Below are 14,619 nucleotides of genomic sequence, written 5' to 3' on the forward strand. Positions count from 1 at the left end.
AACGGGGCGTCACCGGCCGGCCGGAGCCGCCGATGCGCTCCCGCGATCCCCGCTCACCACTCGCCCCGAGGAGGTCGGCCGGTTCAGCGCACTCCGGTGAGGTCGACGACGGCGGTGCGGCCCGTCACGCGCGGCACGGCCGACTCGCCGGTCAGCAGCGCGGCGTCGTACCGCCCGAGGGTCAGCCCGGCCACCTCGGCGGTCCCGTCCAGCACGACGACCAGCGCGGCCGGGCCGGCGGGCGGCGAGCCGGGGTGCGCCACGATGACGGCCGGGGCCGCCTCGCCGCCCCGGCGCCACATGACGTTGAGGTTCACGACCGGTCCCGCGATGAGCCGGCAGTCGGTGGGCAGGTCGCCGGGGAAGTGCTGGGGCACGTACCGCGTGTCGACCCGCCGGTGCGCGCCGCCGACGGTGAGGTCCATTCCCGCGCCCTCGACCATGGTCAGGATGCGGTCGACCCCCGCGAACGCCGAGAAGGGCCCGTCGGCGCGGACGTCGGCGAGGCTGACGCGCCAGGCGAAGTCGTCCATGCCCGCGCCCTCGGGCCAGGCGGCGATCTCCCGGGTGACCCCGCCGCCGTTCTTCCAGGGCACGGCGGCCCGCCCGGCGGCGGGCAGCAGGCGCACGGTCATCGCACGATCCCCCGCGCCCTCGCGGCGGTCAGCCACTGCGGGAACTCGCCGACCATCCGGTCGTACAGCTCCTCGTCGGACACCTTCAGCGGATCCGAACCGGCGTGGAAGAACCCGGCGTTGTCGACCACCCGCTTCTCGGGCACGGCCAGCTCGTCGAGCTTGCGCAGGAACTCGAACTGCCTGCTGCCCGGATCACCGAACCCTATGAACTGCCAGAACAGCGGGAGCTTCGCCGCCTTGCACAGGTACCGCTCCGCGGCGAGCTTGTTGATCGGGCCGCCGTCGGTCTGGAAGACGACGAGGGCGGGGGCCTTGGAACCGCTGTCCAGGTAGTGGTCGATGACGGCGTCCATGGCCAGGTGGTAGCTGGTCTTGCCCATGTGCCCGAGCCCGGCCACGATCCGTTCGACCCGGCCCTGGTGGTTGTCGAGCCCGATGTCGGTGACGGCGTCGACGTCCGTGGAGAAGAAGACGACCGGGACCGAACCGTCGTCGTCGAGGTGCGCGGAGAGGCCGAGCACCCGGTCGGCGAGCGCCTGCACGCTGCCGTCCCGGTAGTACGGCTTCATCGACCCCGAGTAGTCGACCACGAGGTACACGGCGGCCCGCTGACCGCTCAGCCCGTGCTTGGTGAGGGAGACTCCCGCGCTCTTGTACGGACCGACCAGGGCCGGCGCGGTCTCCTCCACCTTGGTGAGGCTGATTCCGGCCATACGGATCTCCGATCGCGCGCTGGTGACGGGACCGCCGAGATTACGGCACCACGGCCCCCTGCCGTCCCACCTGCCCACGGACGTTCGCTATTTTGTTCGCCGCCGCACCGTCGGCACCCGTCGCACCGCCCCCACACCCGACTTGTCCCGAACTATCTCCCGAGGAGCCGGCCGTGGAGCCCGAGTCCGCCGTCACCACCTGCTATCGCCATCCCAAGGTGGAGTCCCATGTGCGGTGCACCCGGTGCGACCGCTTCATCTGCCCGGACTGCATGCGCGAGGCGGCCGTCGGCCACCAGTGCGTGGAATGCGTGAAGGAGGGCGCCCGGTCGATCCGCCAGGCCCGCACCGCCTTCGGCGGCCGGATCTCGACGGTCCCCGCGGTGACGTACGTGCTCATAGGCCTCAATGTGCTGGCCTACCTCGCCCAACTGGCGCGCTCCTCGGTCACGGACCGGTTCGAGATGCTCGGCGCCGATCTGGTGGGGCCGGACGGCGGCCACTACGTCTGGCAGGCCCTGTACCCGGCGGGCTACCACCCGGAGGGCCTCGTCGACGGCGAGTGGTACCGGCTGCTGACCGGCGCGTTCCTCCATCTGCCGCCCACCGAGGGCACGTTCGGCATCCTGCACATCGTGATGAACATGGTCTCGCTGTGGAACATCGGCCGCGTGGTGGAGGCCCAGCTCGGCCGTGCCCGCTACATCACGCTGTACCTGCTGTCGGCGCTCGGCAGTTCGGTCCTCGTCCTGCTGATCTCCCCGCAGGACCACACGCTCGGCGCGTCCGGCGCGATCTTCGGCCTCGGCGCCGCGTACTACGTGATGGCCCGCCGGCTCGGCGCGGACATGCGCGCCGTCAACCGCGTCATGGTGGGGCTGCTGCTCTGGCTGGCCGTCTCGGCCGCGGTCACCTCCTGGGAGGGGCACCTCGGCGGTCTGCTGGCCGGCGGCGCCGTGACGGCCGCGTACGCCTACGCGCCCCGCGGCCGGCGGCGCACGGCGGTGCAGGCGGCCGCCTGTGCGGGCCTCCTGGTGCTCCTCGTGGTGCTGACCGTGGTCAAGGTGTCGTCGCTGAAGAGCGGTATGGCCTAGAGCGTGGCCCGTGACGGCTCGGCGGCGGGACCGCCGTCCCCCGCAGGCGGGAGGGGGTGCACACCTGTGCGCCTCCCCGCCGTAACCTGTGCGCCATGAAGAGAGCTGGCTGCCTGCTGTTCGGCGCGATCCCCGTCCTGGTCACGGCGGTGGTGTACTTCGCCACGCCCGAGCACCCGGCCACGGCCGACGGCAAGGGCAGCACCTCGGCGTCGAGTCAGGCCCGCGAGGAGGCCAAGGCCAAGGCCGAGCGGGCCGCCGACGACGAGGTCATCGCCGACATGCCGCCCGGCCTCGCCGCTCCGGGCAAGAAGGAGCTCGCCCAGCAGATCGTGGCGAGCGCCGAGAACTCCACCCTGAACTGGCGCGAGGCGTACGGCTACATCGAGGACATCGGCGACGGCCAGGGCTACACCGCGGGCATCATCGGCTTCTGCACGGGCACCCACGACCTGCTCACCCTCGTCGAGCGCTATACCGACGCCCACCCGGACAACGGCCTCGCGCGCTATCTCCCCGCGCTGCGCAAGGTCGACGGCACGGACTCCCACGAGGGCCTCGACCCCGGCTTCACCGCGGCCTGGAAGCGCGAGGCCCGGCTCCCCGCCTTCCGTGACGCCCAGGTCAGCGAACGCGACCGCGTCTACTTCGGCCCCGCCGTCCGGCTCGCCAAGCTCGACGGCCTCGGCACCCTGGGCCAGTTCGTCTACTACGACGCCATGGTCCTGCACGGCCCGGGCACCGGCCCCGACGGCTTCTACGGTCTGCGCGAACGCGCCATGCGCGAGGCCGACCTGCCCTCCGAGGGCGGCGATGAGAAGGCCTACCTGGACATCTTCCTGGACATCCGCCGCAAGGCCATGAAGTCCAAGAACGCCGACCGCGACACGACCCGCATCGACACGGCCCAGCGGCAGTTCCTGTACGACGGGAACCTGGACCTGAAGACGCCGCTGGAGTGGAAGGTCTACGGGGAGGCGTACAGGATTCCCTGAGCCGCGTGTCGAATGCGCGGGTTCCCGATCGACGTGAGGGTGGAGGCAGTACACCCCAGGAGTTCAGGAGCACCGACCGTGACCGTGACCGTGACCGCGGACCTCGCCATCTCCCTGGACGGCTTCGTCGCCGGCACCGGGGTCGCCCTCGACAACCCGGGAGGCGACGGCGCCGAACCGCTCTTCGAGTGGATCCACGACCTGGCGAGCTGGCGCGAGCGCCAGGGCATGACCGGCGGGCACGAGAACCGCGACTCCGAGCTGATGCGCGAGTGGTTCGACGCCACCGGCGCGGTGGTCATGGGCCGGATGATGTACGACACCGGCGAGGAGTTCTGGGGCGACAACCCGCCGTTCCGCACCCCGGTCTTCGTGCTCACCCACCGGCCCCGGCCCACCCTGGTCAAGGAGGGCGGCACCGTCTTCACCTTCGTCACCGACGGCATCCACAGCGCCCTCGACCGGGCGAGGGCCGCCGCCGGGGACAGGAATGTCGACATCGCGGGCGGGGCGAGCACCGTGCGGCAGTACCTCCGCGAAGGGCTCATCGACGAGCTGCAACTGCACGTCGTGCCCGCGCTCCTCGGCGACGGGCTGCGGCTCTTCGACGGACCGGGCGCCGGACGGCGGGACCTGGAACAGGTCAGGGTGGTCGAGACGCCCCTCGCCACCCACCTGAAGTACCGCTTCGTGAAGTGACCGCCGTCGTGAAGTGACCGTCGTGCGCGGTGCTCCGTGGCCGCGTCCCGGTCATGTCTTGGAACCGGTGGGGTGGCCCCGGGCCGGGGACGGCCCACCGGACATGTGGCGGCGCCTGCCAGGTCGTCCGGTCGGGGACAGTGAGGCAGGCGCCGTCTGTGTTCCGTACGCCTTTGTACGGGACGCAGATGAGTGACCGTCAGGTCACCGTTCGGGGGGTCAGACCATCAGCGAGCGGTCCGTCGGGCGGATCGGGGCCGGGAGGTCGCTGACGCCCGTGAGGAACCGGTCCACCCCGCGGGCGGCCGAGCGGCCCTCGGCGATCGCCCAGACGATCAGCGACTGGCCGCGGCCCGCGTCACCGGCGACGTACACGCCGGGGACGTTCGTCGCGAACTCGGCGTCGCGGGCGATGTTGCCGCGGGCGTCGAGCTCCAGGCCGAACTGGGAGACCAGGCCGTTCTCCACGTCCGTGCCGGTGAAGCCCATGGCCAGCGTCACCAGCTGGGCGGGGATCTTGCGCTCCGTGCCCGGCTTGGCCGTCAGCTTGCCGTCGACGAACTCCACCTCGGCGAGGTGCAGCCACTGGACGTTGCCGTCCTCGTCGCCCTCGAAGTGGGTGGTCGAGACGGAGTAGACCCGCTCGCCGCCCTCCTCGTGCGCGGAGGTGACCTTGTAGAGCATCGGGAAGGTGGGCCAGGGCTGGCCCGCGTTCCGCTCCTCGCCCGGCCGCGGCATGATCTCCAGCTGCGTGACCGAGGCCGCGCCCTGGCGGTGGGCGGTGCCCACGCAGTCCGCGCCCGTGTCGCCGCCGCCGATCACGACGACGTGCTTGCCCTCGGCGCTGATCGGGGGCGCAACGTAGTCGCCCTCCTGCACCTTGTTGGCCAGCGGCAGGTACTCCATGGCCTGGTGGATGCCGTTGAGGTCCCGCCCGGGCACGGGCAGGTCGCGGGCGGTCGTCGCACCGGCGGCGATGACCACGGCGTCGTACCGCTTGCGCAGGTCCGTCGCCTTGAGGTCGCGGCCGATCTCGATGCCGGTGCGGAAGCGGGTGCCCTCCGCGCGCATCTGCTCGATGCGGCGGTTGATGTGCCGCTTCTCCATCTTGAACTCGGGGATGCCGTAGCGGAGCAGGCCGCCGACCCGGTCGGCGCGCTCGTAGACCGCGACGGTGTGGCCGGCCCGGGTCAGCTGCTGGGCGGCGGCCAGACCGGCGGGGCCGGAGCCGATCACCGCGACCGTCTTGCCGGACAGCCGCTCGGGGGCGCGGGGCGCGACGTCGCCGCTGTCCCACGCCTTGTCGATGATCGAGACCTCGACGTTCTTGATGGTCACGGCCGGCTGGTTGATGCCGAGCACGCACGCCGACTCGCACGGAGCGGGGCACAGACGGCCCGTGAACTCCGGGAAGTTGTTCGTGGCGTGCAGACGCTCGGACGCGGCGGACCAGTCCTCACGGTACGCGTAGTCGTTCCACTCCGGGATCAGGTTCCCCAGCGGACAGCCGTTGTGGCAGAACGGGATGCCGCAGTCCATGCAGCGGCTCGCCTGCTTGGAGATGATCGGGAGCAGCGAACCGGGGACGTAGACCTCGTTCCAGTCCCGGACCCGCTCCTCGACGGGGCGGGACCGGGCGACCTCACGGCCGTGGTTCAGAAAGCCCTTGGGATCAGCCATTGGTCGCCGCCTCCATCATCTTCTCGGTGATCTCGGACTCGGGGAGTCCGGCTCGCTCGGCGGCGTCCTTGGCGGCGAGCACTGCCTTGTACGTGCTGGGGATGATCTTGCTGAAGCGGTCCACGGACACGGACCACTCGGCGAGGAGCTTCTCGGCGACCGTGGAGCCGGTCTCCTCCGCGTGCCGGCGCACCACGTCGTGCAGCCACTGCTTGTCGGTGTCGTCGAGTTCCTCGACGGCGTTCACGTTGCCGACGTTGACGTTGTCGCGGTCGAGGTCGATGACGTACGCGATGCCGCCGGACATGCCGGCCGCGAAGTTGCGGCCCGTCTCGCCGAGGACCACCGCGTGACCGCCGGTCATGTACTCGCAGCCGTGGTCGCCCACGCCCTCGGAGACCACCAGCGCACCGGAGTTGCGGACGCAGAAGCGCTCGCCCGTGCGGCCGCGCAGGAAGAGCTCGCCGCCCGTCGCGCCGTACGCGATGGTGTTGCCCGCGATCGTCGAGTACTCGGCCAGGTGGTCGGCGCCCCGGTCGGGACGGACGATCACCCGGCCGCCGGAGAGGCCCTTGCCGACGTAGTCGTTGGCGTCGCCCTCCAGGCGCAGCGTGACACCGCGCGGCAGGAAGGCGCCGAAGGACTGGCCCGCCGATCCCGTGAAGGTGATGTCGACGGTGTCGTCGGGCAGGCCCGCCCCGCCGAACTTCTTCGTCACCTCGTGGCCGAGCATGGTGCCGACCGTGCGGTTGATGTTGCGGATCGCGACCTGCGCGCGGACCGGCTGGGCGTCGGTCGCGGAGTCCGCGGCCAGCGCGTCGGCGGCCAGCTTGATCAGCTCGTTGTCGAGCGCCTTCTCCAGACCGTGGTCCTGGGAGACGGTCCGGTGACGCACCGCGCCCTCGGGCAGCTCGGGCACGTGGAACAGCGGGGACAGGTCCAGGCCCTGCGCCTTCCAGTGGTCGACCGCCCGCGTGACGTCGAGGTTCTCGGCGTGGCCGACGGCCTCCTCGATGGAGCGGAAGCCCAGCTCGGCGAGGATCTCGCGGACCTCCTCGGCGATGAACCGGAAGAAGTTCACCACGTACTCGGCCTTGCCGGCGAAGCGGTCGCGGAGCACCGGGTTCTGGGTGGCGATGCCGACCGGGCAGGTGTCCAGGTGACAGACGCGCATCATGACGCAGCCGGAGACGACGAGCGGCGCGGTCGCGAAACCGAACTCCTCGGCGCCGAGCAGCGCGGCGATGACGACGTCGCGGCCGGTCTTCAGCTGGCCGTCGGTCTGCACGACGATGCGGTCGCGCAGGCCGTTGAGCAGCAGCGTCTGCTGGGTCTCGGCAAGGCCGAGCTCCCAGGGACCACCAGCGTGCTTCAGCGAGGTGAGCGGCGAGGCGCCCGTACCGCCGTCGTGGCCGGAGATCAGGACGACGTCCGCGTGGGCCTTGGAGACACCCGCGGCGACCGTGCCGACGCCGACCTCGGAGACCAGCTTCACGTGGATGCGGGCCTGCGGGTTGGCGTTCTTGAGGTCGTGGATCAGCTGAGCCAGGTCCTCGATGGAGTAGATGTCGTGGTGCGGGGGCGGGGAGATGAGGCCCACGCCCGGGGTGCTGTGCCGGGTCTTGGCGACCCAGGGGTACACCTTGTGGCCGGGCAGCTGGCCGCCCTCGCCGGGCTTCGCGCCCTGGGCCATCTTGATCTGGATGTCGTCGGCGTTGACCAGGTACTCGGAGGTCACGCCGAAGCGGCCGGAGGCGACCTGCTTGATCGACGAGCGGCGCGCCGGGTCGTACAGGCGCTCCGGGTCCTCGCCGCCCTCACCGGTGTTGGACTTGCCGCCCAGCTGGTTCATGGCGATGGCGAGGGTCTCGTGCGCCTCCTTGGAGATGGAGCCGTACGACATGGCGCCGGTGGAGAAGCGCTTGACGATCTCGGAGGCGGGCTCGACCTCGTCGACGGAGATCGGCTGCCGGCCGGACGTGAAGCCGAACATGCCGCGCAGCGTCATCAGACGCTCGGACTGCTCGTTCACGCGGTCCGTGTACTTCTTGAAGATGTCGTAGCGGCCGGTGCGCGTCGCGTGCTGGAGGCGGAAGACCGTCTCCGGGTCGAACAGGTGCGGCTCGCCCTCGCGGCGCCACTGGTACTCGCCGCCTATGTCGAGGGCGCGGTGCGCGGGCGCGATGCCGGAGGCCGGGTAGGCCTTGGCGTGCCGGGCGGCGACCTCCTTGGCGATGACGTCGAGACCGGCGCCGCCGATCTTCGTCGCCGTGCCGTTGAAGTACTTCTCGACGAAGGCCTCGTCCAGGCCGACGGCCTCGAAGACCTGGGCGCCACGGTAGGAGGCGACGGTGGAGATGCCCATCTTGGACATGACCTTGAGGACGCCCTTGCCGAGCGCGTAGATCAGGTTGCGGATGGCCTGCTCGGACTCGATGCCGGACAGGAAGGTGCCCGCGCGGACGAGGTCCTCGACGGACTCCATCGCCAGGTACGGGTTGACCGCCGCGGCGCCGAAGCCGATGAGCAGGGCGACGTGGTGGACCTCGCGGACGTCACCGGCCTCGACCAGCAGGCCCACGTGGGTGCGCTGCTTGGTGCGGATGAGGTGGTGGTGGACGGCCGCGGTGAGCAGCAGCGACGGGATCGGCGCGTGCTCGGCGTCCGAGTGACGGTCCGACAGGACGATCAGCCGGGCGCCGTTCTCGATCGCGGCGTCCGCCTCGGCGCAGATCTCCTCGATCCTTGCGGCCAGCGCGTCGCCGCCGCCGGAGACCCGGTAGAGACCGGAGAGGGTCGCGGCCTTCATGCCGGGCATGTCGCCGTCGGCGTTGATGTGGATGAGCTTGGCCAGCTCGTCGTTGTCGATCACCGGGAAGGGCAGGGTGACCGAGCGGCAGGAGGCGGCCGTCGGGTCCAGCAGGTTGCCCTGCGGGCCCAGCGAGGAGCGCAGGGAGGTGACCAGCTCCTCGCGGATCGCGTCCAGCGGCGGGTTGGTGACCTGCGCGAACAGCTGGGTGAAGTAGTCGAAGAGCAGACGCGGACGCTGCGAGAGGGCGGCGATCGGCGAGTCCGTGCCCATCGAGCCGATCGGCTCGGCGGCCGCCTTGGCCATCGGCGCGAGGATGACGCGGAGCTCTTCCTCGGTGTAGCCGAAGGTCTGCTGGCGGCGGGTGACCGAGGCGTGGGTGTGCACGATGTGCTCGCGCTCGGGCAGGTCGGAGAGCTCGATCTCGCCGGCTTCCAGCCACTCCGCGTACGGGTTCTCGGCGGCGAGATCGGCCTTGATCTCGTCGTCCTCGATGATGCGGTGCTCGGCGGTGTCGACGAGGAACATCCTGCCGGGCTGGAGGCGGCCCTTGCGGACGACCTTGGCGGGGTCGATGTCGAGGACACCGACCTCGGAGCCGAGGACGACGAGGCCCTCGTCGGTGACCCAGTAGCGGCCGGGGCGCAGGCCGTTGCGGTCGAGGACCGCGCCGACCTGGGTGCCGTCGGTGAAGGTGACACAGGCCGGGCCGTCCCAGGGCTCCATCATCGTGGAGTGGAACTGGTAGAAGGCGCGGCGGGCCGGGTCCATGGAGTCGTGGTTCTCCCACGCCTCCGGGATCATCATCAGCACGGAGTGCGGGAGGGAGCGGCCGCCGAGGTGCAGCAGTTCGAGCACCTCGTCGAAGGAGGCCGAGTCGGACGCGTCCGGAGTGCAGACGGGGAAGATCCGGTCCAGGCCCTTGTCGCCGAACAGGTCGGAGACGAGCTGGGACTCGCGAGCGCGCATCCAGTTGCGGTTGCCCTTGACCGTGTTGATCTCGCCGTTGTGCGCGACGAAGCGGTACGGGTGGGCGAGCGGCCAGCTCGGGAAGGTGTTGGTGGAGAACCGGGAGTGCACGAGCGCGATCGCGGAGGCGAAGCGGCGGTCGGACAGGTCCGGGAAGAAGGGCTCCAGCTGGCCGGTGGTCAGCATGCCCTTGTAGACGATGGTCCGCGCGGACAGCGACGGGAAGTAGACGCCGGCCTCGCGCTCGGCGCGCTTGCGCAGCACGAACGCCTTGCGGTCGAGGTCGATGCCCGTGCTGCCGCCGTCGGCCACGAAGATCTGCCGGAAGGCGGGCATCGTGGAGCGAGCGGTGGCACCGAGCAGCTCGGGGGCGACCGGGACCTCGCGCCAGCCGAGGACCGTCAGGCCCTCGTCGCCCGCGATCGTCTCGATCTGTGAGACGGCGTCGGCCGCGGCGTCCTCGGGCAGGAAGGCGATGCCGACGGCGTAGGCGCCGGCCTCGGGCAGCTCGAATCCGGCCACCTCACGGAAGAAGGCGTCGGGCACCTGGGAGAGGATGCCGGCGCCGTCGCCCGAGTCAGGCTCGGAGCCGGTCGCGCCGCGGTGCTCCAGGTTGCGCAGAACCGTGAGCGCCTGCTCGACCAGCGCGTGGCTCGCCTCGCCGGTGAGGGTGGCCACGAAGCCGACGCCACAGGCGTCGCGCTCGTTGCGGGGGTCGTACATACCCTGCGCAGCAGGGCGAGCATCCATGAAGGACCAGTTCTGGCCATTCGCGGAGTGCTGGGACGGCTGGCGCGGCGTACGCATCGGCTCTCCCGTCGTCGTCGTGGCATATGACATCTGCCGAGGGACGACGTTGGCCCTCTGCTGGGGGTTCAAAATTTCACGCAGGTTACATGATGGAGTGGTTCTCGAAAACCGGATACACCGTTCCAACATGCGGACACCGCGGGGTCGCGGTCGGGTTCCGCGCCAGACGGTGGAATCAAGGGGGACCTAAGCGGACAGATCAGTGCCCGTCGGTCCGGTTCGCAGCGGGCATCATCGCTCGTCACGAGGGTTGCGGGCGCAGGCGTCATTGCCTGCGGTGCTTACGGCTCATGCCCGGTGGTTAAGGAATCGAAACCGCCGAGTAACGGCTACTTATGCAGTCCCTTGCATAAGTGCTCGGCATCTCATCCTACGGCGGTACCGAACAGACTGCCCAGGGCGTACGTCACACCCGCCGCCGCGCCACCGAGAGCGAGCTGCCGCAGTCCGCTGAACCACCAGGACCGGGCGGTCACCTTGGCCACGACCGCACCGCACGCGAAGAGCCCGATGAACGCGAGCACCAGGGCCGGCCACAGGGCCGTCGCACCGAGCAGATACGGCAGCACGGGGAGCAGCGCGCCGAGGGCGAAGGAGCCGAAGCTCGACACGGCGGCGACGGACGGAGAGGGCAGGTCGCCCGGGTCTATGCCCAGCTCCTCGCGCGCGTGGATCTCCAGGGCCTGCTCGGGGTCGCGGGAGAGCTGCCGGGCGACCTCTCGCGCCAGCTCCGGCTCGACGCCACGCGCCTCGTACAGGTCGGCGAGCTCGCGCTCCTCGTCCTTGGGGTGCTTGCGCAGCTCCCTTCTCTCCACGTCGAGCTCCGCCTCGACGAGTTCGCGCTGCGAGGCGACGGAGGTGTACTCGCCGGCCGCCATCGAGAAGGCGCCCGCGGCGAGCCCCGCGAGTCCCGTGATCACGATCGTCCGGTGGGAGACGGCACCGCCGGCGACGCCGGTCATGAGGGCGAGGTTCGAGACGAGTCCGTCCATCGCGCCGAACACGGCGGGGCGCAGCCAGCCGCCGTTGACATCGCGGTGCGTGTGGTTGTCGCGGTGCGCCTCGTGCAGGGTCGCTTCGGTCTCGATGATGGCCATGCCGGGGTCCCCCATGATGCTTGATTGGACTGTTTCCACTTTTCGACAACCCTCAAAGTACGCCTCGGAATTCCCGCTCGCCAGCAAGGAAAGGCTGGGCTTACCTGCGGCTTTCCTTCTTTCCGCTCATCCGAGATATGAGACGCACAGATGTCGACCGGGTGACAGCGGGGCCCGTGAGGCTCTTGTCAACCGCCGATGTGGGACAGATCCGCAAAGGGCTCCGCGCACCGAAGTCCGCGCACCGGCAGGGGTCCTCGGAAGAGAGGCACGTATGGCTTCCATCGCCTGCATTCCCTCGGTCCCGGCACCCGGGGACGCCGCCGAACTCCGTGAGCGGGCGCGCGGCGCGCTGCTGGGACTGGCCGTCGGGGACGCGCTGGGCGCGCCCGCCGAGAACATGAAGCCGTCGGAGATCCGCGCGAAATGGGGCCGGATCACCGGGTACGTCACCGAGCACCCGGCCGGGACGGACGACACCGAGTACGCGATCTTCTCGGGACTGCTGCTGGCCCGGCACGGCTCGGCACTCACCGTCGCCCATGTCGAGGCGGCCTGGCACCAGTGGATCGCCGACCGCGACGAGGGCCCGTTCCGGGGCGCCGGATTCAGCGAGCGCGGCACGCTGGAGAACCTGCGCCGGGGGCTGGCGGCGCCGATCTCGGCCCAGCACCGGCACGCCTGGAGCGACGGGCTGGCGATGCGGGCGGCGCCCTTCGGGGTCTTCGCGGCGGGCCGGCCGGCGGAGGCCGCACGGCTCGTGGCCGTCGACGGTTCGGTGAGCCACGACGGCGAGGGCATCTACGGCGGCCAGGCGGTCGCGGCGGGTGTCGCCGCGGCCATGGCGGGCGCCCACACCATCGCGGTCGTCGCCTCCGCGCTGGCGGTGATCCCGGACGACTCCTGGACGGCCCGCTCGCTGCGCCGGGCGGTCGCGGTCGCCCACCGGGGCGAGCGGGCGGTCCGCTCGGCGGTCGTCATCGGCGGCTACCCCTGGACCGACCTGGCACCGGAGGCGGTGGCCCTCGCCTTCGGCGCCTACGCCGCCGCCGACGGCGCCTTCGAGGAGTCCGTGCTCACGGCCGTCAACATGGGCCGCGACGCCGACACCACGGCCGCGGTGGCCGGTGCCCTGGCCGGGGCGACCCGCGGCGTCTCGGCGATCCCGGCCGCCTGGGCGGCGGCGATCGGCCCGGCCCGGGGCAGTTGCCTGCCCTCCATGAAGGGCCACCACATCCTGGACGTGGCGGAGCTGCTGACTCCGGAGGACGCGGGCAAGTGGGGACCTCAGGGGCGTGCGCGGGTCGAGCCCGGCGCCGGGGGCGAGTGGCCGCCGCTGGAACCGGGGGCGTACCTGCCGCCGCTCTCCGGCCGGCGCCCGCTCACCACCGCGGGCAGGCGCCCGCCGGGGTCCCCGGGCGGACGTCCGCCCACCACCCCGCACCCGTGCCCGCCCCCCGGCGCCGACGCGTACGCCGACGCCTACCTGCCGGCCGCCGAGGACGAGGAGGTGCGCCCGTGAGGCCCGGCCTGGTCGGAGACGAGCCCGCGAAACGCGCGGGCGAGGGCGCGGCGTCCGCCCCGGAGACCGCACCCACGCCTCCCGCCGCCCCGGAGACCATGCCCGCGCCTCCCGTCGCCCCGGAGACCATGCCCGCGCCTCCCGTCGCCCCGGAGACCACGCCCGCGCCTGCCGCCGCCCCGCAGACCGCGCCCCCGCCCCCGCCTCCGCCCCCGGCAGCGGGAGCCGGCACGGCGGCCATCGCCGCCCCGGCGACGACTCCCACGCTGCCGGCCGTCCCGGTGACCAACCCGGCGTCCCTCGCCGCCCCGGAGGTCACCGCACCCGTTGCCGTCCGGGAGACGACCCCCGCACCCGCCGCCCACAAGGCCGTGCCCGGGCGCTCCGAGCGCCCGGTGCGGATCGTCGTCGCGGAGGACCCCGCTGCGGAGCCCGGTCGCGAGGTCCGTGCGGGCGTGGCCCGGCGGCCACGCGTCCGGCGCATCGAGGGGCTGCTCCTCGGGCTGGCCGCGGGGGACGCGGCGGGATGGCCCGCGGCCCGGCACCGGGCCGCGCGGATGCCCGAGTGGACGCGGCGGCTGACCCGGGAGCTGGACACGTTCGCGGAACAGAACGCGACCACGACACTGCCCGTGCCGATCGCGCTCAACCAGCCGCCGGAGCCGCTCAGGCTCGGCCCGTCGGACGACGCGGAGTGGGCGGCGTTCGCGGCGGAGGCCGTGCTGCGCGCCGGGGAGGGCGCCGCGCTCGGCGACCTGAGCCGGGAGCGGCGGATGCGGGCGTCCATCGACCTGTCGTGGAACGCGATCGCCAGCGAGGTCGCCGCCGCCGCGGAACGCGCCCCGGAGGTCGAGTCCGCCCTGCTCCCGCTGCGCGCCCGGATCTCCGTACGGGCCGGGCTCGGCAACCTCGCCACCGGACTGCGCCCGCCGGCCACCGGCCACGACAATCCGCACTACTTCGACGACGCGGCCTGCGTCCGGGCCTGCGTGCTGGCCGTGGCCCACCCGGGCGACCCCCGACTCGCCGCCGAACTCGCGGAGTTCGATGCCCGCTACACCCAGGACGGCGACGGTGTGCACGGCGCCCGGGCGATGGCGGCGGCACTGGCGCTGGCCCTCGCCGGGGCCGACGTCGACGCCTGCGCGGACGCCGCGCTCGCGGAACTCCCCGAGTCGACGGAGATCGGCCGCAACGCCCGGCACGCGCTCACCCTCGCGCGCGCCAGCGAGGACACGTTCGCCCTGGTCCCACTGCTGGAACACCAGATCGTGGATCACGTGTACAGCTACGGCATCGCCGCCGCCGAGACCGTCCCGGTGGCCCTCGCCCTGGCCACCGCCGCGCGCGGCCGGATCGCCGAGGCGGTTCCGGCCGCCGCCTGTCTGTCCCGGGTCGCCGACTCCGCCCCGGCGCTCGCGGGGGCGCTGACCGGCGCGCTCGGCGGGAGCGCGGCGATCCCCGCCTCCTGGCGCGACGCCTGCCGCACGCTGTCCGGCTGTGCGCTGCCCCGGCTGACCGGGACGGACCTCATCGGACTCGCCGATCTGCTCGAAGCGACGGAACTGGCCCACCCAGAGGGATGATTCGGGC

Annotated in this window: 10 protein-coding genes; 5 read left to right on the plus strand and 5 right to left on the minus strand. The window is 72.0% G+C overall.

Annotation, left to right across the window (positions count from 1 at the left end):
• Window positions 1–83 precede the first annotated feature (83 nt).
• Both ACSYGO_RS14580 and ACSYGO_RS14585 read right to left on the minus strand, forming a co-directional pair.
• A complete protein-coding gene (locus ACSYGO_RS14580) occupies window positions 84–635 on the minus strand; it encodes a HutD/Ves family protein (RefSeq protein WP_426675929.1) in 552 nt (183 codons plus the stop codon).
• Window positions 632–1,351, minus strand: a complete 720-nt coding sequence (locus ACSYGO_RS14585; RefSeq protein WP_426675928.1) for a vWA domain-containing protein — start codon at window positions 1,349–1,351, stop codon at window positions 632–634. The genes ACSYGO_RS14580 and ACSYGO_RS14585 overlap by 4 nt, the downstream gene beginning before the upstream one ends.
• Before the next feature lie 173 nt (window positions 1,352–1,524).
• Between ACSYGO_RS14585 and ACSYGO_RS14590 the strand changes: the two genes are divergently transcribed.
• The 3 genes from ACSYGO_RS14590 (at window position 1,525) to ACSYGO_RS14600 (ending at window position 4,139) form a co-directional block, all read left to right on the plus strand.
• Window positions 1,525–2,445: a rhomboid family intramembrane serine protease gene (locus ACSYGO_RS14590; protein ID WP_460386830.1), complete on the plus strand. Its 921-nt coding sequence runs from the start codon at window positions 1,525–1,527 to the stop codon at window positions 2,443–2,445.
• A 95-nt stretch (window positions 2,446–2,540) separates the two neighbouring features.
• Window positions 2,541–3,440, plus strand: a complete 900-nt coding sequence (locus ACSYGO_RS14595) for a chitosanase (protein WP_460386832.1) — start codon at window positions 2,541–2,543, stop codon at window positions 3,438–3,440.
• A gap of 84 nt (window positions 3,441–3,524) precedes the next feature.
• On the plus strand, window positions 3,525–4,139 hold the full coding sequence (locus ACSYGO_RS14600) for a dihydrofolate reductase family protein (protein ID WP_426676055.1): 615 nt from the start codon (window positions 3,525–3,527) through the stop codon (window positions 4,137–4,139).
• A gap of 219 nt (window positions 4,140–4,358) precedes the next feature.
• Here the strand turns inward: ACSYGO_RS14600 and ACSYGO_RS14605 are convergent, their stop codons facing one another.
• The 3 genes from ACSYGO_RS14605 to ACSYGO_RS14615 form a co-directional block, all read right to left on the minus strand.
• Window positions 4,359–5,819: a glutamate synthase subunit beta gene (locus ACSYGO_RS14605; RefSeq protein WP_426675925.1), complete on the minus strand. Its 1,461-nt coding sequence runs from the start codon at window positions 5,817–5,819 to the stop codon at window positions 4,359–4,361.
• Window positions 5,812–10,404: a glutamate synthase large subunit gene (gltB, locus tag ACSYGO_RS14610; protein ID WP_426675924.1), complete on the minus strand. Its 4,593-nt coding sequence runs from the start codon at window positions 10,402–10,404 to the stop codon at window positions 5,812–5,814. Before gltB ends, ACSYGO_RS14605 begins: the two co-directional genes overlap by 8 nt.
• A gap of 368 nt (window positions 10,405–10,772) precedes the next feature.
• Complete coding sequence (locus ACSYGO_RS14615; RefSeq protein WP_345643850.1) at window positions 10,773–11,504, minus strand: VIT1/CCC1 transporter family protein; 732 nt, start codon at window positions 11,502–11,504, stop codon at window positions 10,773–10,775.
• Between the two features lie 274 nt (window positions 11,505–11,778).
• Here ACSYGO_RS14615 and ACSYGO_RS14620 point away from each other — a divergent pair, with 274 nt between their 5' ends.
• Complete coding sequence (locus ACSYGO_RS14620; protein ID WP_460386833.1) at window positions 11,779–13,026, plus strand: ADP-ribosylglycohydrolase family protein; 1,248 nt, start codon at window positions 11,779–11,781, stop codon at window positions 13,024–13,026.
• Between the two features lie 98 nt (window positions 13,027–13,124).
• Window positions 13,125–14,612: an ADP-ribosylglycohydrolase family protein gene (locus ACSYGO_RS14625; RefSeq protein WP_460389717.1), complete on the plus strand. Its 1,488-nt coding sequence runs from the start codon at window positions 13,125–13,127 to the stop codon at window positions 14,610–14,612.
• Window positions 14,613–14,619: the final 7 nt, after the last annotated feature.

The sequence above is a fragment of the Streptomyces krungchingensis genome, from assembly GCF_054729265.1.